Consider the following 17,512-nt stretch of genomic DNA (forward strand, 5'->3'; position numbering starts at 1 on the left):
AAAGGCAGGGCCGTTCGGGGTTTGGGGCCGCAAGATACACACGCTGCCCGGAAACGCCTATACGTGTACCGGGCTAAACGAGGCTACTTCACCAGCTTGGCTTGCTTGCCGTAGGGATTCAGGCCCATGTTGTAGAACGCAAACGACCAGATATCGGCCCACTCGTCGATGAGCAGCTTGGTGCTCTTGCCCGCGCCGTGGCCGGCATTTACGTCGATGCGGATGAGCTGAGGCTCGGTGCCGGCGTACACGGCCTGCAGGGTAGCCGCAAACTTGAAGGAGTGGGCGGGCACCACCCGGTCGTCGTGGTCGGCGGTAGTGATGAGCGTGGCAGGATAGGCCACGCCGGCCCGCAGGTTGTGCAGGGGCGAGAACTTGTAGAGGTTCTGAAACTGATGGTAATTTTCGGAAGTGCCGTACTCGGGGGCCCAGTTCCAGCCGATGGTGAACTTCTGGTAGCGCAGCATATCCATTACGCCCACCGCCGGAAAGGCCACGCGGGCTACATCGGGGCGCTGCGTCATGGTGGCGCCCACCAGCAGGCCGCCGTTGGAGCCGCCCGCAATGGCCAGCTTGTCGGGCGTGGTATAGCTCTGGATAGCGAGGTACTCGGCGGCGGCAATGAAGTCGTCGAACACATTTTGCTTGCGGGGCGTCATGCCGGCCTGGTGCCAGGCCTCGCCGTACTCGCCGCCCCCACGCAGGTTGGGAATGGCCAGGACCCCGCCGTTTTCAAGCCACAGCATACGCGCAATGCTGAACGAGGGCGTGAGCGACACGTTGAAGCCGCCGTAGCCATACAGGTATGTGGGGTTCTGCCCGTCCAGCTTCAGGCCTTTCCGGTGCACGATAAACATCGGAATCTTCGTCTTGTCCTTGCTGGTATAGAACACCTGGCGCACCACGTAGTCGTCGGGGTTTACGGCTACTTTGGGCTGGCGGAACACGGTGCTTTGGCCGCTGGTTAGGTCGTAGCGGTAGATGGTGGTGGGATAAGTGAACGAAGTAAAGGCGTAGTACACTTCCCGGGAATCGGGGCGGCCGCCGAAGCCGCTGGCCGTACCCAGGGCAGGCAGCTCCACGTCGCGCTCAAATTCGCCTTTCGCCGAGTACACCTTCACGGCGCTGCTGGCGTCTTTCAGGTAGGTAGCTATGAGCTTGCCGCCAACCTGCGCTACTTCTTCCAGCTTATCTTCCGTCTGGGGCAGTACGTCCTGCCAGTTGCTTTCCTGGGGCTTGGCAGGATCTACCAGCACCAGCCGGTAGCGCGGAGCCTTGTGGTTGGTAAGCACCAGGAGCTTGCCCCCCACGTTCCCGACCACGGAATGGTTGTGCTCATAGGTGCTGCCAACGGTCTGGAAGCGGCCGGCCTCCTTGGCGTTGTTCAGGTCGCGCACCAGCAAACGGTTACCGTCGGCCTTTCCATCGGTGAGGTAAATGATCAGGAACCGCTCGTCGTCGGTGGTGCCGGCGTAGCGGAAGCCCAGGGGCATTTTGGCGTCTTCGTACACCAGCTTATCGGCGCTTTGCGGGGCACCCAGCTGGTGGTAGTAGACCTTATGAAACTCATTTTTGCCTGCCAGCTGACTTTCGCCGGCTTTGGGGGCATCGTAGCGGCTGTAGTAAAAGCCGTTGCCAGCCCAGGCCGCGCCCGATACTTTCACCCATTCCAGCTCATCGGTCAGAGGCTGGCGGGTTTGCAGATCCAGCACGCGCAGCTTCTGCCAGTCGGAACCACCGCCCGAGGTAGCGTAGGCCAGGTAGCGGTGGTCGGGCGAGAAGTAAGTGCCGGCCAGGGCGGTGGTGCCGTCGGCGGAGAACTTGTTGGGGTCGAGTAGCACCGCCTCTTTCTCCTCCCCTACTTTCTGAACGTACAGGACGGCCTGGTTCTGGAGGCCGTCGTTTTTCTGGTAGTAAAGGTATTCGCCCTCACGCTGGGGCACGCCGTACCGCTCGTAGTTCCACATCTGCGTAAGCCGCGTCCGGATCTGGTCCCGAAACGGAATCCTGGCCAGATAATCAAACGTAACCTTATTTTCGGCCGTCACCCAGGCTTTGGTTTCGGGCGAGTCGGGGTCTTCCAGCCAGTGGTAGGGGTCGGTTACGGGTGTGCCGTGGTAGTCGTCGGTATGATTGCTTTTGCGGGCGGCGGGGTAGGCAGCCGCGTGGTGGCGGGAATTATTCACAGCGGAAGAGGTTGAAGCGGCGTCCGGGCCCGCAGCCGTGCAGGCCGCCAGGGAAGTCACGCCAAAAATCAGCAAAGCCGGTAAGCGTAGAAGGGTGGGCATGGCGAGCGGTGGGAAAGAGGACGGAAACGACCCGGGCGGAAAGGCATTGCTACAAGGTAACAGCCGCAAGCTAAAGCGCCCGGCGTCTCCCCGCTACAGCCGCTGCATACGCCCGACTTTGGGGATTACCTGAATCAGGAAGCGTTTGTTCCGTTCTTCCTGCCCTTTCGTGGAAGGGTAGCGCCCGGTGCCGTAGAATCCGCTCCCCCCGATGATAAGCTCAATGCTTTGGTCCTGACTGAAGTTCAGGCCATTCTGCCGCCAGAGGTTGAGCAGATTGAGGGCGCGCCGGTAGCTGAGCTGGTAGGCAAACTGCTCGTCGCGGCGGTTGCTGGCATCGTTGAAGAGGTAGCGGGCGGCCATGCCTTCCACTATCACCAGGTAGCGCACGTTCTGGGCGCGGGAGCTGGCACTGAGGCTGCGCAGCTGCTTCTGGAGCAGGCGCCCGGCGGCCAGCAGGGCCGGCTTGTCGCGCTCCTGAATTTCATCACGCCCGGCCTTGAACTGCACGTCCAGCTTCAGTTCGTAGCGCTCATTGGTGGCGTCGTAGCGGAAGTAGCGCCCCTCCAACCGCCGCAGCGACTCGCGGATGCGCTGAATCTGCTCCAGCTCTATGGCTTTGGCTTTCAGCTCCCCGTTAGCGGTTTGCAGCTCCTTTTCGCGGTCTTTGAACAGCTTGAAGCTGTACACGAACAGCACCAGCATCACCACAAACAACGACGTCATCAGGTCCACGTAGCTGGGCCAGAAAAAGTCGTTGGACTGGCGGTTGGAGGAGTTGTTCATGGACTGAAATGAGGTTCTTAAAATTTCTTGACTGGTGTCTTTCTATTGTTGAGCTCGACCAACCTTATTACTTGGGCTAGTAGTGAAGTAGTGCTGTCATATGTGACGCATTTATCACTGCTGAGTGTTCCGGCATAATAGTCAGCAAGAAGCTGCTCATGTCCCGCCTTGCTCGTGCCGTTTCGCACATACTGCAATTCGTCCCCAACCTTCGTAACAACCCGGTAACTGGCAGAGGCACGGTCATTAGCGCTCCTCTCATAGTAGTACACTCCATTGCCGCCGCACACTTCCAGGGTATTCAAAATTGTATCAGCGGCGAAAACAGACTTACTCTTCCTAAACTCCGGGCGGATTACCAGCCGCTTAACAAGTTCATCATTGAAAAGCCTGCTGTACTGCTCTGGAATTTTGATTCTGATTATATCATTCTGCTGCCCATAGGCTTGACTAGTCACTGCTAATAGTAACAGTAGCACCATACTGTTCGACCAGCTTTTGGAAAATTTGTTCATGAGCTCATTCCAGTATGCTCCTTCATGCTTCATCTGGTGTATGCGAAGCCGCAGGTTCTAACATGTTCCGGTGTGATGCAACTCCAACGAAGCGGTAGAGATGCTTCGGCTGCGCTCAGCATGGCGTTCTTTGGGAACGTGTTTCGGTATTACTGTGGCCGTACCCCGCCGAACAGCTTGTCCATGAACCGCTGGAAACGGTTTTTGGAAGTTGCCTTCACTAGCACAGCATTCAGGTTGGAAAGTTCCGACAGCAGCTTGGCCTGGATCTGGGAGTCCAGCTCCACTTTGCGGAGCAGTTCGCGCTGGGTGGCCGTTACGTCGCGGTTCAGGGCCTGCTGGTTGGTTTCCAGTGCTTTCAATGGGTCGAGCTGGCGCATAATCCGCTCGAATATGTTGTCCTGGTTGAGGCGCTGGAAGTACTCGCCCCACTTTTCGTAGGCCTGCTGGGCGTCGCGCTCATGATACTGCAGGCGCTTCTGCATCAAGTCGGTAAGAGAGAGGCTGGCCTGGTCGAAGTACTGCTCGGTGCGGCTGCGCAGGGCGTCCATTTCCGTCTGGTGGCGCTGGAAGAAGTCGAGCTGGTGCTGGATGAGGTTGTCGTTCTGCCCGATGTACTGGCCCAGGTCGTTGATACCCCGCTCAAAGCCGCGCAGTCGGTCCAGAATGCCGGCCACGCTGTGGGCCGTGTTGGTGCCCTCGGCCAGCATTTGGTTCAGCTTCTGCTGGTAGCCCGTAAACTGGCCGAACAACTCCGCCGACTCCCGTACCTTCTCAAATACGGCAATATTGGCCGCCGCCATCTTATCGTAGCCGATGGTATCGAGGCGCTGCAGAAACTCGCTCTGCACCCGGATGTTCTCCGTCACCTTCTGCATCAAGGGGTTGAACAGCTCAATCTGCCCCACAAACTGCTGGTTGAAGGCATCGAGCACCGACTTAAGGTTGGTGAGCGAGCCGGCCATATCGGCGTGCAGCACCGGCAGCAGCTTCACCTGCAGGAAGGTGTAGTACTGGTTCTGGCGCTCATCTACGCGCTGGCGGGCGCGGCGCACTAGGCCCTGGCCTAGCAGCGTGAGCAGCAGCCCCACGAAGGAGCCCGTCATGGCTATGAGCACGCCGGTAAGGAAAGGCCGTAAGGCGTCTTCGTCCGATACTCCGTTGCGGGCAATGCCCACCAGCCCCAGAATCACGCCCAGAAATGTGCCCAGCAGCCCCAGGTACAGCGGCGTAGCCATACCCGACTGCGCGTCAGTTTCAAGCACCTCGGAGCGGCGCTCCGAAATGTCTTTCAGAATGTCGAAGTCAGCCGCTGCGCCTTTGTTGTGGCGCAGGTAGTCGTTGGTATCAAGCAGGATATCGCGAAAGTCCTCAGTGGCGGGTTCGGCTTTCAGCAGGTCAGCCAGATAAGCATCGGCGGGGGCGTCGGCGGCGTAGTCCGGCAGGTCGCGGCCGTCGGGCGTCACGAGGCGGCGCTCCACGCGCAGGGCCGTCCGCTCAGGATAAAGCAGCTCTAGTCGTCGGGCGCGGGCGCGCGTCTGCAGGAACTCGCGTACCTGCAAGCCCACTACAACCAGTACAACGACTAGTTCGAGAATGATTTCCAGCATAGTGCTACGAAGCTACACAACTCGAAGTAAGATAGCAGCCGACTATCCTGCTGATATCAGAAGATGGTAGTATGACCTACTCCACCATGCATAGTCAGCGTCTCCCTGACATTATGAACATTCTGTTTGGTATAATGCCAGTTTTCATACGGGCCATCCTCCACCCGAAGCTCCCAGCCATTTGTAAAAACCAGGAATAAGCTACCCTTCCTATCTGCTAGGGCCGACTTAATTTCTGTTCGGAACAGGTCATACCATACGGACCAAGCTTCTTTGCTTCTAGGTTTAAGCTGGCTTTCCTGACCGTAACGCGTTAACACAAATGGACCGTGAATATCTAAGTAGCTCTTCTCTGCATCATTGAAAATAAGCCGTGGCAGACCATCAAACTGGACACCATTGATTTGTAGACCAATAATGGGTAGTTCGTAGTATTTACCAACCTCTCTTACTTTCATAAATTAAGCCTTAGGGCGGCTACTCGAACCGGATAGCCGCCTTCTGCTCGATCTGCCAGGCGCTGCCTACGCGGCGGAGCGTGCCATCTTCCTCCGTGACGATGCGCGACACTGAGCCGCTGGGCTGCTGGTAGCGGCAGGCCTCGCGCAGGGAATACTGGGCGCTCTGGATGGCGTAGGCGTGTACGGCCGGGTTAGGATTCACGCGGAACGTGGCCGTATCGGGGTTCTGGGGGTTGAGGCTGATCTGGTAGATGCTGTCGTGCTGGGGCTGGTCGGCCAGGTCATACTCGCTGAAGCCTCCGTTCACAGGCACCTTCACGTAGCGCAACGCCGGGCCAGGCGCGGCAGGGCGCTCCGGGGTCGGCAGCTGTACCGGGGGCACCAGGCTGTCGAACTCGTCACTATCGTTGGTTACGGGCGTGTTCGTTAGCGCGGTTGGTGCTTCGTAGGCGGAAGGCGCCTCGCTGATGTTCGCAAAAGGCGTAGCAGTTGGTGCAGGTACTTCTGCTGCCGGGGCAGGCGCTGGCTTGGGCATTGGCGCGGGAGCCGGCGCCGACCGGGGCTTCTCCACCGGCCGGGGCTGCGGCTGGCCCTGGCCGGGGTTCGGCCGCTGGTTTTGGTTGGCGTTCTGCCCAGAGTTCTGGCGCGGGGCCCCTATAGCGGCGGGCGGGGCAGCAACCGGGCGCTTACCCAGTTCCTCAGCCACGCGCTGCTGTACTAACTGCTCAATCTGCTGGCGCAGCTCGGGCGTGAGGCGGGCCGGAGCCGACCCGCCACCCGTGCCGGGGCTGGTTTGCAGGGCCTGAATTTCCTCCCGACGCTTATCGATGCGGCTGCTCAGCTCCTTCTGAAACCCATCGAGGCTGCGGCGCATGAGCACGTACAGAAACAGGCTCAGCAACGACACAATCAGCGCCAACGGGGCAAAGAACTTGCTCATCAGGCTCTCCCCACTCCCACTGCGGGCGGGCGCGGCAGTTACCGTATTGTCTGAGATAAGCTCCTCACTTACCGGGGCAGCCGTGTCCTCCGTCATCGTGGTATCGGGAGATGCTTCGGCGGCCGAAGCAGCTACGTCGGTGGGCGGGGTGCCGTTCTGCACGTAGCCATTCAGCTGAGCTGCCAGGGCTTCTACGGCCTGCATCCGGGCCGGATTGCCTCGCCGGGCCGGTGAGGACTTCAACCGGTTGATGATTTCCGTGGCCAGCTTCTGTACCCGCGCCTTGTCCGAACTCAGTCCTTTGTACATCACGCCCCGACCTTCCAGCGGCTGGTACAGCGCACTGTACACCCGCTGGCTGTCGGCTTTGATGCTGCTGGCAAAGTTCTTCAGGCCGTCGCCGCAGCGCAGGGAGTTTTTGAGGTTGGGCCGGCCCGTGTCGTCGTATACGAACTTAATGGTAGCGCACCAGATCTGCACTTTCTGCTCGTCGAGCGTAGGCTGCCCGAGGGCCGTTTGAGCGTGGCTGCTGGCTGCCAGAAGTAGTAGACCGAAGAGAAGAGAAACAGCGCGGCGGGAAAGAGTCATAGGTTTCGGGTAGTGAGTACAGCAGACTAATGCGAGGTGGAACAGAAGAGGCAAGTCTACTCACGGGTTTCCTCCCACTCTGAGGAAGTATGTAGCAGACTTTTAGACGAACCTCTACGCATCATTAATTTGATATTCGATCAGCCTATCAGCAATTTCCCTGTGGGTAAAAATCTTGGCTTCAAGCCCACCTTCTACTACTTCTATCACAGTTGACAAGGGAAAAAGCTGAATAAATTCAGTACCGTTATACACGTAGTGAACGGCTTCTTCTGTCTGCTCAATGCCGAATATCTTCACTTCCGAATCAGCTTTCAGATCTGGAGTTATGTATACCGATAGATGTTCTGAGTCGCTAACAACCCCTTCTCGCTTTAAAAGGAATTTCAACTCGTTATCCTCAGCAATGCCAGAAATCAATTCAACCAGCTTCATTCTACTTTAAGGTTATTCGTCATGTTACCCCCTATACCTTACAGGAAAGCAGCAGATCCATTCACTTAGCACGTAAGCCTAAGCTTGCAACTCCCGGCTCAGGTTGTACAGCGCTTGTTTCAGCGGGAGGAAGAACAGGGTTTCCGGTAGGGTTTCGTCGGCCGACAGGAGGCGCTGGAACTGGTGCAGGCCTAGGCTCAGGCTGTCCTCGATTTCGCGGAGCAGGATGTCTTTCACCCGCTGCCGGTCCACGTCTACACCTACTTCGCGCATGTAGGGCGCTACTTCGTCGCCTTCCAGCACCAAAGTGAGGAAGCTGCGCACGTTATCGAGCACCTGCGTTTTCAGATCGGCATCTACCTGGGCCAGCTTGAGGCGGCGCTGCCCGATTTCGCCCAAGTCCGGCGCGCCGGTGAACTTCACGGGCTTGATCCGGTCGTAGTCGGCGGTGGAGGCACCGTCTTCGTAGAGCACGCCGCCGTTGGTGGTGGCTTCCTTGGGGTTATCGGCCAGAATCACGCGGAAGTTGTGAGGAGCTTCGGTGCCGGTTACGGCCTGGAAGATGGCTTTCGTAATCTTCTCAATAGCCCCGAGGTTGCTGCCCCCGGCCAGCAGGCGCAGGTACAAACTGCCTTTGCCGGAGAAGCACAAGTAGCGCGGCGTTTTCAGGCCGAGGTGCTGCACCAGCTGAGCGGTGTGATAAATGATGCTGGTGTAGTGCAGGTAGAACAGTACCCGCAGTTGTCGGCCTTTGCCCAGGCCCAAGGCCTGCGAGAAGCGGAGCGCATCATCATACTTAAACAGCAGGGAGGTCACATCGGCCGAGCCGAAGTCGGCGTTGCGCAGGGCTGCGTTCAGGTAGCCTTTGTACTCCTGGTTTTGCTCCGAGTCGGGCAGGCTTTCGGCGTGAGCCACGCCCAGGCGCAGCAAGCCGTTCTGCTTGGGCGCGCCCTGCACGCGGGCGTAACCGTCGCCCCACAAGTCGTCGCCGGCAAAGCGGAATGAGGTGCTGAAGGCTGGGTGCTGCTCGGCAAACACCAGCAAGTCAGTTGTACCGCCGCCAATGTCGATGTTGATGACGTTTTCGTCGCGGTTGGGCACCACCTGGTTGGTGGCCGTGAGGTAGTAGTACGGCGCCACCGACTCGGTGAGGCAGATGGTGGAGCGGCGCACCTTGAAGACCTGCTGGAATTTCTCGTCCCAGACCTGCTGGAACTGGTTGCGCAGGAACCCGTCAAAGCTCAGCGGGGCAAACCACACCACGCGGGTATCTTCTAAAATGCCGCCGTGCAGGGCTGCCTTGTGGCGCATCAGCAGCAGCATTTCCTTGAAGAAGGCCTCAATGCGCGACACGCCCTGCGGATCCAGCTCCGCCGACCACTTCAGGTTGGTCACAAAGCGGTTCTGGGGCAGCTCCGACAGGGTTTCGGTGTTGATGCTGAAGCCCACGTTGATGTTGCTGAGCACCTTGGCCGGCTCGTTGGCGAAGCTGGTCGTTTCGCACACGGCCGTCCGGATCGGAAACTCATAGGCCGAGCCGCCTTCCCCGATAAAGCTGGGCACAAACTCGCGGGTTTGCAGGGTGGCCACATCACTCTGCAGCTGCCCGGCACCTGAGCGGTAGCGTTGCGTAGCCGACTGCCCTGCATCGGGCAACGGCGCGTGCAGCCATTCCACCTGCACATCGGCTTCGCCAATGGTGAAGGGACGCGGGTGCGCCCGGGGGCTGTCGGCGTAGGCAATGTGGGTGTTGGTGGTGCCAAAGTCGACAGCGAAGGTGAAGCGGCGGGTACCACGCTCCAGTTCACGCCAGCGCGGTACTACCAAGCCCCGAGCTGGGGCGGCGCCTAGCACGGCGGGCGGGCAGGTCAGCTCGGCAATGTCGAAGTGAGTACCGGTGATTTCGTAGTAGGTGCTGCCGGCACTGGCTACGCTCTTGGTGGTGCGCTCCTGGCGGGTGGCGCGGCGGGCGGCGCCCTGGTCGGTTATCCGCTCCCCACCGGCAAAGAAGGCCAGCTCGTAGCGGCGCTGCAGCATGGTAGGCGAGTTGTCGGCATCCACCAGCATTACCTTGTACAGGTCGTTGTACTCGGGCTGCTGACGGAACACGTAGAACGGGAAGATGCCCACGCCCACGTTGGCCCGCACAATGCGGCCTTTTTCCAGAATTTCACGGCCCTGCGCGTCCTTCGGGTTCTGCGGATTGGTGTAGTAGCTGCGCTCAAAGGTGATGAAGCGGCCACCCTGCACCGGCACCCGCAGTTGCACGCGCACATGGTTCAGGTCGATGGTGAAGGTGAGCAGCTCGGCCAGCTCATGCTCTGTGAAGTACTCGAAGAAGGCTTGGCGCAGCGGCAGCAGGTACGGGAACCGGGCCCGGCCCTGCCCATCAGCTCCGTATTGGAAGGTGACTTTGCCGGTGTGGTAACGCTGGGTATTGAGCTCGTAAGGCAGCTCCACCAGAGAGTCTTCCAGGAAGTCACCAACGGTCAGATAGGGGTATTTAAAGCCTTTGCCCGGCAGCACGCGGCTTTCCAGCGCCAGCTCATCGTGGTAGGGCACGGGCGTGCGGTCATCCCAGGGTTGGCCGTTGAGGTAGTTGGCCCCGGCCATAGTGAGGTTGGGGCGTAGCACCAAGGGGCGCGGGCGGCCGGTACCGGCTTCGCGCGTGGGCTGAATGAACAGGTCGGAGCTGGTCACGGCTGACTGATCGGCGCGGCCGGGCAACGGCACACCCTTCACGGTTACCAGGTTGCCTTGCGCATCGGGCAAAGCCGGGAAGCGGCTCTGATACTGCTGGGCCGTCCGGTCGCCCTGCATCTGCATCTGGTTGATGCGGGTGCGGTCGAGGGCGGCGTACACGCTGCCGGCAAAGTCGCGGCCGCGCAGCTGCGGATACGCCAGGAACAGCTCGTACACAAACTCCTGAAACTGTGGGTCGCGCTGCTCCAGCAGTACCGTCTGCCCATCGAAATAATGCCCCCGGGCCTGCGGACGCTCCAAGTCCAGCGGCTTCACGGCCGGGCCGGTAAACAGCAGGGTAAGCGGCGAAGTGCCCCCCAGCAGGCGAGGTCCGCCCGCCAGCTCCGGCGACTCATAGAAAATGAGGTACATGTCGGAGAAACCCTGGAAGCGCTGGTCCTGGAAGAACAGCTGCAGGGTTTCGCCCAGCAGGCGGGTGCCTTCCTCGCTGCGCATCTTCCGGATTTCGGCCTCCGTGTTCCAGCGGCGTAGCGTGATTTTGCGGCCGGCCTGGGAGTAGAGGTGGAAGTTGTAGAGCAGCTCCAGCAAGTCCCAGTAGTGCGTTACCAACTCGTGGTACACCGAGCCGGGGTTACGCTGCCCTTCGCGGGCCAGGAAATCAAACGCCGTTTCAAACAGGTGCATCCGCGCAAACGGCGTGGGAATGCTGATGGCCAGGTTGCGGGCTTTGCCGCCCGTAGGGTCCGTTACGGTGTTGATTTCGGTACTGGTGACGGGGGCAGTTTTCTGCCAGCCTTGTACTTGCTGGGACCCGTTATTGTGCAGGCGAAGGACTTTAGCCATTCTGAGTTTGCTTTGATTTGAACGGAGTCCCCTCCTTTTTCAAGGAGGGGTGCCCGAAGGGCGGGGTGGTAAAGTCGTTGTTTCGTTGTTTGCTTATCCCGTCATTCCGAGCATGTGGCGTATCAAGCTAGGGACTGAGGAATTTCGCTAGTGTGGTATATAATTACCAAACAACATCAGCAACGAGACCAACCACCCCAGCGGCAGCAAGCTGCCGCGTCCCCTCCTCAGCTGAGGAGGGGAGCTTTTGTTCTGGTTACACCACTTTCACCTTTTCCTCAAAGGCCTTGTCGGTTACATCGTAGAACAGGGCCAGCAGCTTCTTGAAGTTGTCGGGCTCGTTGATGGACTTGTCGGCTTTGTTGAGGTTATCGAGCAGCCAGTTGTGGCTGAGGCCTTTGTTGAAGAAGTCGTTCCACTTCTTTTCCACGGGCTTGCCGGCAATCATGGCGTTGAAATCATCCGTGCTCAAGTCGAAGGGGCGGAAGGCGCGGCGGTTTTGGGAGAGTTCCTGCAGCCACTGGTCTATGCCGAACTCGGGGCTGTGCAGCAGGTTGTTCAACTCCCGGAAGATGGGCTCGTTGCGCAGGGCATAGTCCAGCTTCAGGTTGTCGTGGTAGGGCGCCTTGTCGGTGGGCAGGTGCTGCTTGTGGTAGCGCGAGAAGTACAGCATCTGGGTGAGGTGCTTGGCTACCAGCTCGCGGGTTTCGTCGGGCAAGTGGCCAAACTGCACCTCCATTGAGTCTCCACCCAGGCCGTACTCGTGGAAGCTGGGGCGCACCGCTACGCAGTTCGGCATCGGAGTACTGCATGAAATCCACGATGCTCAGGGCCGCCAGCAGCTCAATCAGATGGGCCTTATTTTTCTGCTGGGTGCCGCCGGGCTGGTTGTCGTAGGGCGTGTCGGGCGTGTCGGCCAGGTAGTACAGCGCGTCGAGGCCCGGCAGGTTGTGCTCGTAGTAGCTGAGCGCGGCCTTCGTCTTGGTCAGGAAGTTGTTGGAGTCAATAACCTGATTTTCCTCGCTCTGCAGCGCGAAATACGGCATCACCGTCACGGCACCGGTCAGGGCGTCGCGCAGGTAGCGGGCGTTGCTGAGGCGGGTGTTGGGGTCTTTCAGGTTTTTGAGCAGCAGCGGGAAGCCGGCCGCGCCGGTACCCCCGAAGATGCTCGACACGAAAAACACCCGGTCGCCTTCCTGGAAGTTGTCGGCGAAAAACCGCATTTCCGGGCTTTCCACCACTTTGTTCAGTACCACGGAGCCTACGTTGGGCGAGCCGCGGAAGCCAATAGTAAGCGGGCTTTCCAGGTTGTCCTGGGTGAAAAGCAGCTCCACCATGGCTTTGGAGTCCACGGAGAGCTGGTCGTAGTGCAGGTACTGGCGGAAGCTCTGGTTGATGCCGCCGAAGTCGAAGATGAAGGTGTCTTTCACCCCGCCGTTGGCATCGGCCGAGATGTTGCTCAGCGTGCTGATGTCGGTTTTGAAGAAGCCTTCCTCCTGCTGGCCCAGGCGGCGGTGCACCTGCTGGTAGCTTTGCAGCAACGCCACCGTGCGGTTCATGTCGCCGTTGTGGGCGTCGGGGTCGATGATGATGGGCACTACCCGGTCGCAGTTGGGCAGCTCTACGCCCGAGGCCAGCAGCATGGTCAGGGAGCGAATCACGCGGGAGCCCGTGCCGCCGATGCCGAATAAAAACAGTTTAGCCATGAGTGCAGGGAAGGTCTTAGATATAAGAGCTTAGATCTGAGATGTACCAAAGTGCCGTTCTGAGTATTCGAACGAGTCTCAGTTCTAAGCTCTCATTTCTGACTTCTAAATTAAAATGGAGTTGTGCTGGCGTTGGTGGAGGTACGCTTGAGCAGCAGGGAGAACAGGAAAAACCAGAGCATGCTCAGCACCGCGTTCCAGGTAGCCAGCCAGTAGATGTAGCTGTGCTGGGTAGCCTGCTGGGCGCTGGTCTGCCAGAGGGTAATAACGAAAGCCAGCACCGCGTTTAGCGCCAGGAAAATGCCCCAGTGGCGTCCTTTGTTGAAGGTTGCCACGCCCATAGCGCGGTTGATGCCCAGGTAAAACAGCAACACCAGCGCCAGGGAAAGGCCCCAGTTCAGCAGCCCCAGGTTGGGGAAGATAACGTCGCGGTACACGGGCGTATCGGCGGGCGGCTGGGGCTGGCCGATGAGTTCGTAGATGGTCTGGAACAGTGCTTTCATAGAAGCTGAGGGAAACGCGGAAATGAGTTAGGAGAGAGGTACGCGGGGAGGATGAAACGGCAAACGGCCGCGTATAGTGTACGCAGCGAGGTTGCAGCGGGGCAATTACCGGGCCGGCTGCAACGTCAGGTCGATGCGGAAGATGGGCCGGGCATCCTGCTCACTGGTCGTTACAGCCTGGACCCCGTCTACCAACGAGCTGAGCGCAAATGTCTTGGTGCCGCTCTGGTTGGGGTTGCTGTCGTTCTTGGTGGTCCACTGATTTACCCAGGCGGGCCGTCGGTCATTCAGCACCACTTGCAGGGGCCGGGCCGCTTTGCCCAGGCGCGTGAGGCGCACCTTCACAAAGTGGGTGTAGCCGGATTCGGGGCCGCTGCTGGCGCGGGTCTGGTCGGTGGCCGCAAACACCTGCGCAATTTTGGCGTCGGTATCCTGACCGATGAGCTGCAGGTTTTGCTTGAGGTAGGCCACGTCCTGGTACAGGGCCGGCAGCGCCTTAAGGTCCAGGCCCAGCACGAATTCCACGGGCTGCGCGGCCGAGGCTTCGGCTACCGTAATGGTGTGGTAAGAGGCGCCCGCGGCCCGCTTGCTGGCGCCCTCGTCCCCGTAGTACCAGCTGCCCTGGTTCTGGAATTTACTGAGCAAGGAAGACGTAGGCACCGGATACGTGACCCCGAAGTGGGCCTGCTCGGCCGGCTGCTTGCTGAGCACGGCGGCATCGAAGCGGCGCACGGCATCGGCCGGGCCCAGCACCCAGAAGTAGTACGGAATATCGGTGTCGCAGCAGTTGGCGCGCTTGGCCCCGGCGGTTTTCAGGGCCGGGTAAAAGGCTCCCTTGAAGTCGGAGGTGAAGCCGTAGACCGACACGGCCAGGTCGGAGCGGCCGGCGCGGTTGAGGGCGTCGGTAATATCGGTTTTGATGTAGGGAATAGCGCCGGCGTTTTTCGGGGAATAAATAAAGTCCGAAATCAGCACGCTCACGGCGCCGGGCTGGTAGTAGCGGCTCACCAGCGTATCGAGCACCGAGGGAATATCCGTGCTCTTGGCCGGCTCCTGAATGCCCCCGCGCACCGTGCCCGAAAGCTGCTGGTACGAGTCGCGGTAGGGCTTTTCCTTGATGCGGAAGAACTGCTTCTGCTGGACGGCCGGGCTGCGGTTCACGTCCGACAAAAACTGGGCTACGTGCTGCTGAAACCTGGTATTCTCGGCCCCGCCACCGGGCTTGGGCATAAACCCTTCCATAGACCCCGACACTTCCAGAAACACGTTTACCTGCGTGAGCAGCGCATTGGTAGCCTCGGTGGGCGCAGCGGTATTTCTGGGCGCTACGGCCCCGGGCACTTCGGTGGGCGGCACTTCGGTAGGCGTGGTGGCCGCGCCCCCTTCCGATTTCATGTCCTCCCGGGAGTAGCAGCCAGTCAGCAGCAGGGTGGCTGCCACGGCCGGCAGCAGGGTAAGCAAAGTGGGTTTTCGCATCGGGCCAAAGTACAGGTTGGCGGCCGAAGCCGCAACCCCGCGTACTGACAAGCCCGGCGGAAGGTTGTGCGCCGGCAAAGCGTAGGGCAGAAATTTAGTTGTTGCCCCTCGCTTTCACAGCCGCTACGTGCTCATTTCCACGTCGTCCCAGTCATGGGCCCGGTTGAAAATCCACTCCAGGGCTTTGCGCCGCTCATACACCAGGCTCTCGGATACCAGCGCCTCGCGCCCGTGCAGGCGCTCATCCACACAGTACCAGTGGAGCCGATAATAGTAGTCCAGCATGCGGTACAGCTCCTCGGTGGGCCGCAGTTGCTGCACCTGCGCCATTTTTGCATTGTCCTCCCCCGCCTCCAGATTGGGCAGCATCGAGGCCATATCGTCGCCACACCAGTTGGTGGGCACTAGTTCCGGTGTCATCTCGGTGGCCCACATCATCGCCCACAGGCTTTCCAGGCTCCAGCGCAGGTTAATCAGCTCCTGCTCCGTGAGTTCTTCGTTGCTTTTGCGGAGCAGAAGCTCTTCTTCTTCTGACAAAAATATGAGCAAATCCTGCTCGGCAAGCCAGTCACGGATAATGCCTACCGGGGCCTGAAAGGAAATATTGATCAGCGCGTTCAGCACGCTCATGCGGCCTTTCACTTCCTCTATTGAGCGCACCGCCGGCGTATCCAGGATCGGCAGCCAGTCACAGATGCGGCCGCCCAACGCCAAGACCTTTCCTTCCGACTCCGCTTTCGCTTGAAACTTGAATTCGTCGTTCATCCCTGCACTACTAAATAGCCGTTAGCTGTAATCAATTTCCGTGTTGTCGCCGATGTTGAGGCTGTGGTTCATCCCGCGGAAAGAAGCGTCGGAGCCCACGATGCAGTCGTGCAGCACGGCGGAGCGCAGCTCCGAGTAGGAGCCAATAATGGCGTCACTGAGGATAGTGTTGCGCACGATGGTCCGGTCGCCGATGGCCACGTTGGGGCCAATGATGGCGTTGGAAATCTGACAGTCACGGCCAATGCTGACGGGCGGAATGATGATGGTATCCGGAAATTCGGGGTACTCGCGGCGGCCCAGAAACTCGGGGCGGTTGAGCAGACGGGCGTTGGCTTCGAGCAGGGTTTCCTTGCGGCCGCAGTCAAACCAGTTGTCCACCGGCGTGGTGGTGATGGTTTCCCCCTGCTGAATCATGCGCATGAGGGCATCAGTCAGTTGAAACTCGCCGTGGGTACGCTGGTCTTCGTCGATGATCTGCTCCAGGGCCTTGGCCAGGCCTTCCGGGTTGGCAATCTTGTAGAGTCCCACCATGGCGTAGTTCGACTTCGGAATCTTGGGCTTTTCCACCACTTTGGTTACGCGGCCGCCGGCGCCGGTTTCCACCAGTCCAAACATGGTGGGCGTCTTCACTTCCTTCACGGCCAGCACCGTGCCGGGCGTGCGCAGCAGCTGCGCCAGGTCGATGTCCACGATAGTATCGCCGAGCAGGATAAGCACGCCCTCGTCGTGGCGGAACGTGTCGCGGGCCAGCCACAGGGCGTGGCCGATGCCCTCACGGGGCTCCTGCACCACAAACGTAGCCTGCAGCGTCGGGTACTGGCGGCGCACGTAGCGCTCCACTTTCTCACCCAGGTAGCCGATGATGAACACAAACTCCTCGATGCCCGCGGCCTGGAGCCGGTCGATGATGTGGCCCAGGATGGTGGTGCCCGCCACGGGCACCAGCGACTTGGGCTGGGTGTGCGTGTGGGGGCGCAGGCGGGTGCCGATACCAGCAACGGGAATAACTGCTTTCATACTAAAATGGGCGAGGAATAGATTCGCAAAATACAGATTCGATTGGTTTAGCCAGCCTGTATACAACCGCCGCCGCCCGAATTCGTACTGGCAGCACGTGTATATAGGATTTCTTCCATAGGTTTGGTTGACCAAGCTCCGCCGTACCGCCTCGTATAACCGCCCCCTGGGCTCAGCGGTTTTCCCTTGTTTTCTCTCCCTCACTCCCTTTTTCCAACTTCTTCTATGAAACGTTTCCTTCTCTACTTTGCCGGTCTGATGATTATGCTCAGCCAGACTTCCTGCGGCTACAACTCCATGGTGCAGAAAGATCAGGCCGTGAAAGCCCAGTGGGCCAACGTGCAGAACAGCTACCAGCGCCGCTCCGACCTGATTCCGAACCTGGTAAATACCGTAAAAGGCGCCGCCAACTTCGAGAAATCGACGCTGACGGAGGTGATTGAAGCCCGTGCCAAGGCCACGAGCGTGCAGGTAAACTCCGACCAGCTGACGCCCGAAAACATCAAAAGATTCCAGGAAGCCCAAAGCCAGATTTCATCGGGTCTGGGTCGTTTGCTGGCCGTTTCGGAAAACTACCCTGACCTGAAGGCCAACGCCAACTTCCAGGAGCTGCAGGCCCAGATTGAGGGCACCGAAAACCGCATCAACGTGGAGCGCCAGAAGTTCAACACCGTCACCAACGACTACAACGGCTACATCAAGTCGTTCCCCAACAACCTTTTTGCCGGCATGTTCGGCTTCGCCGAGAAGCCCTACTTTGAGGCCGATGCCAGTGCTCAGAAAGCTCCCACGGTACAGTTTTAATTAGTTGTTAGGGTCTTGGTGTCTTGAGGTCTTGGTTGACGCTCAATGAGGCGTTGTTTTCAAAAACAT

The 17,512-nt window shown here is 59.4% G+C and carries 15 protein-coding genes; 1 reads left to right on the forward strand and 14 read right to left on the reverse strand.

Annotated elements, in window-relative coordinates:
- Positions 1-83 precede the first annotated feature (83 nt).
- The 14 genes from LRS06_RS08625 to LRS06_RS08690 all read right to left on the reverse strand — a co-directional run bounded on the left by LRS06_RS08625 (position 84) and on the right by LRS06_RS08690 (position 16,639).
- Entirely contained in the window at positions 84-2,288 is a 2,205-nt protein-coding gene (locus LRS06_RS08625; protein WP_257871117.1) for a prolyl oligopeptidase family protein, read from the reverse strand.
- Between the two features lie 93 nt (positions 2,289-2,381).
- A complete protein-coding gene (locus LRS06_RS08630) occupies positions 2,382-3,074 on the reverse strand; it encodes a hypothetical protein (RefSeq protein WP_257871118.1) in 693 nt (230 codons plus the stop codon).
- A gap of 17 nt (positions 3,075-3,091) precedes the next feature.
- Positions 3,092-3,589 (reverse strand): hypothetical protein, encoded by a 498-nt coding sequence (locus LRS06_RS08635; RefSeq protein WP_257871119.1) that lies wholly within the window; start codon positions 3,587-3,589, stop codon positions 3,092-3,094.
- A 149-nt stretch (positions 3,590-3,738) separates the two neighbouring features.
- A complete protein-coding gene (locus LRS06_RS08640) occupies positions 3,739-5,199 on the reverse strand; it encodes a hypothetical protein (RefSeq protein ID WP_257871120.1) in 1,461 nt (486 codons plus the stop codon).
- Between the two features lie 56 nt (positions 5,200-5,255).
- Positions 5,256-5,657 (reverse strand): DUF6188 family protein, encoded by a 402-nt coding sequence (locus LRS06_RS08645; RefSeq protein ID WP_257871121.1) that lies wholly within the window; start codon positions 5,655-5,657, stop codon positions 5,256-5,258.
- A gap of 19 nt (positions 5,658-5,676) precedes the next feature.
- A complete protein-coding gene (locus tag LRS06_RS08650; protein WP_257871122.1) occupies positions 5,677-7,188 on the reverse strand; it encodes a hypothetical protein in 1,512 nt (503 codons plus the stop codon).
- A gap of 114 nt (positions 7,189-7,302) precedes the next feature.
- Positions 7,303-7,623, reverse strand: a complete 321-nt coding sequence (locus LRS06_RS08655) for a hypothetical protein (protein ID WP_257871123.1) — start codon at positions 7,621-7,623, stop codon at positions 7,303-7,305.
- Between the two features lie 78 nt (positions 7,624-7,701).
- The gene (locus tag LRS06_RS08660; RefSeq protein WP_257871124.1) at positions 7,702-11,169 is read right to left on the reverse strand and encodes a hypothetical protein; all 3,468 of its coding nucleotides are present in this window, start codon (positions 11,167-11,169) and stop codon (positions 7,702-7,704) included.
- Between the two features lie 256 nt (positions 11,170-11,425).
- Positions 11,426-11,641: a hypothetical protein gene (locus LRS06_RS08665; RefSeq protein WP_257871125.1), complete on the reverse strand. Its 216-nt coding sequence runs from the start codon at positions 11,639-11,641 to the stop codon at positions 11,426-11,428.
- On the reverse strand, positions 11,628-12,875 hold the full coding sequence (locus tag LRS06_RS08670) for a hypothetical protein (RefSeq protein ID WP_257871126.1): 1,248 nt from the start codon (positions 12,873-12,875) through the stop codon (positions 11,628-11,630). Before LRS06_RS08670 ends, LRS06_RS08665 begins: the two co-directional genes overlap by 14 nt.
- Positions 12,876-12,985: 110 nt before the next feature.
- Positions 12,986-13,378 carry a hypothetical protein gene (locus LRS06_RS08675; protein ID WP_149069572.1) on the reverse strand — a complete coding sequence of 131 codons (393 nt, stop codon included), beginning with the start codon at positions 13,376-13,378 and terminating at the stop codon, positions 12,986-12,988.
- A 105-nt stretch (positions 13,379-13,483) separates the two neighbouring features.
- Positions 13,484-14,854 (reverse strand): hypothetical protein, encoded by a 1,371-nt coding sequence (locus LRS06_RS08680; protein WP_257871127.1) that lies wholly within the window; start codon positions 14,852-14,854, stop codon positions 13,484-13,486.
- Between the two features lie 123 nt (positions 14,855-14,977).
- Positions 14,978-15,619 (reverse strand): DUF4272 domain-containing protein, encoded by a 642-nt coding sequence (locus LRS06_RS08685; RefSeq protein ID WP_257871128.1) that lies wholly within the window; start codon positions 15,617-15,619, stop codon positions 14,978-14,980.
- 21 nt (positions 15,620-15,640) lie between these two features.
- Entirely contained in the window at positions 15,641-16,639 is a 999-nt protein-coding gene (locus LRS06_RS08690; RefSeq protein ID WP_257871129.1) for a sugar phosphate nucleotidyltransferase, read from the reverse strand.
- Positions 16,640-16,864: 225 nt separating this feature from the next.
- Between LRS06_RS08690 and LRS06_RS08695 the strand changes: the two genes are divergently transcribed.
- The gene (locus tag LRS06_RS08695; protein ID WP_257871130.1) at positions 16,865-17,443 is read left to right on the forward strand and encodes a LemA family protein; all 579 of its coding nucleotides are present in this window, start codon (positions 16,865-16,867) and stop codon (positions 17,441-17,443) included.
- Positions 17,444-17,512 lie beyond the last annotated feature (69 nt).

This window comes from Hymenobacter sp. J193, from assembly GCF_024700075.1.
In the GTDB taxonomy this organism is placed as follows: Bacteria; Bacteroidota; Bacteroidia; order Cytophagales; family Hymenobacteraceae; genus Hymenobacter.

What these genes read in the sequence shown, in the direction of transcription:
- LRS06_RS08685 (WP_257871128.1), bottom strand. Translation starts at nt 15,619, where the DNA reads ATGAACGACGAATTCAAGTTTCAAGCGAAAGCGGAGTCGGAAGGAAAG.
- LRS06_RS08635 (WP_257871119.1), bottom strand. Translation starts at nt 3,589, where the DNA reads ATGAACAAATTTTCCAAAAGCTGGTCGAACAGTATGGTGCTACTGTTA.
- LRS06_RS08690 (WP_257871129.1), bottom strand. Translation starts at nt 16,639, where the DNA reads ATGAAAGCAGTTATTCCCGTTGCTGGTATCGGCACCCGCCTGCGCCCC.
- LRS06_RS08625 (WP_257871117.1), bottom strand. Translation starts at nt 2,288, where the DNA reads ATGCCCACCCTTCTACGCTTACCGGCTTTGCTGATTTTTGGCGTGACT.
- LRS06_RS08645 (WP_257871121.1), bottom strand. Translation starts at nt 5,657, where the DNA reads ATGAAAGTAAGAGAGGTTGGTAAATACTACGAACTACCCATTATTGGT.
- LRS06_RS08655 (WP_257871123.1), bottom strand. Translation starts at nt 7,623, where the DNA reads ATGAAGCTGGTTGAATTGATTTCTGGCATTGCTGAGGATAACGAGTTG.
- LRS06_RS08680 (WP_257871127.1), bottom strand. Translation starts at nt 14,854, where the DNA reads ATGCGAAAACCCACTTTGCTTACCCTGCTGCCGGCCGTGGCAGCCACC.
- LRS06_RS08630 (WP_257871118.1), bottom strand. Translation starts at nt 3,074, where the DNA reads ATGAACAACTCCTCCAACCGCCAGTCCAACGACTTTTTCTGGCCCAGC.
- LRS06_RS08670 (WP_257871126.1), bottom strand. Translation starts at nt 12,875, where the DNA reads ATGGCTAAACTGTTTTTATTCGGCATCGGCGGCACGGGCTCCCGCGTG.
- LRS06_RS08660 (WP_257871124.1), bottom strand. Translation starts at nt 11,169, where the DNA reads ATGGCTAAAGTCCTTCGCCTGCACAATAACGGGTCCCAGCAAGTACAA.
- LRS06_RS08675 (WP_149069572.1), bottom strand. Translation starts at nt 13,378, where the DNA reads ATGAAAGCACTGTTCCAGACCATCTACGAACTCATCGGCCAGCCCCAG.
- LRS06_RS08640 (WP_257871120.1), bottom strand. Translation starts at nt 5,199, where the DNA reads ATGCTGGAAATCATTCTCGAACTAGTCGTTGTACTGGTTGTAGTGGGC.
- LRS06_RS08650 (WP_257871122.1), bottom strand. Translation starts at nt 7,188, where the DNA reads ATGACTCTTTCCCGCCGCGCTGTTTCTCTTCTCTTCGGTCTACTACTT.
- LRS06_RS08695 (WP_257871130.1), top strand. Translation starts at nt 16,865, where the DNA reads ATGAAACGTTTCCTTCTCTACTTTGCCGGTCTGATGATTATGCTCAGC.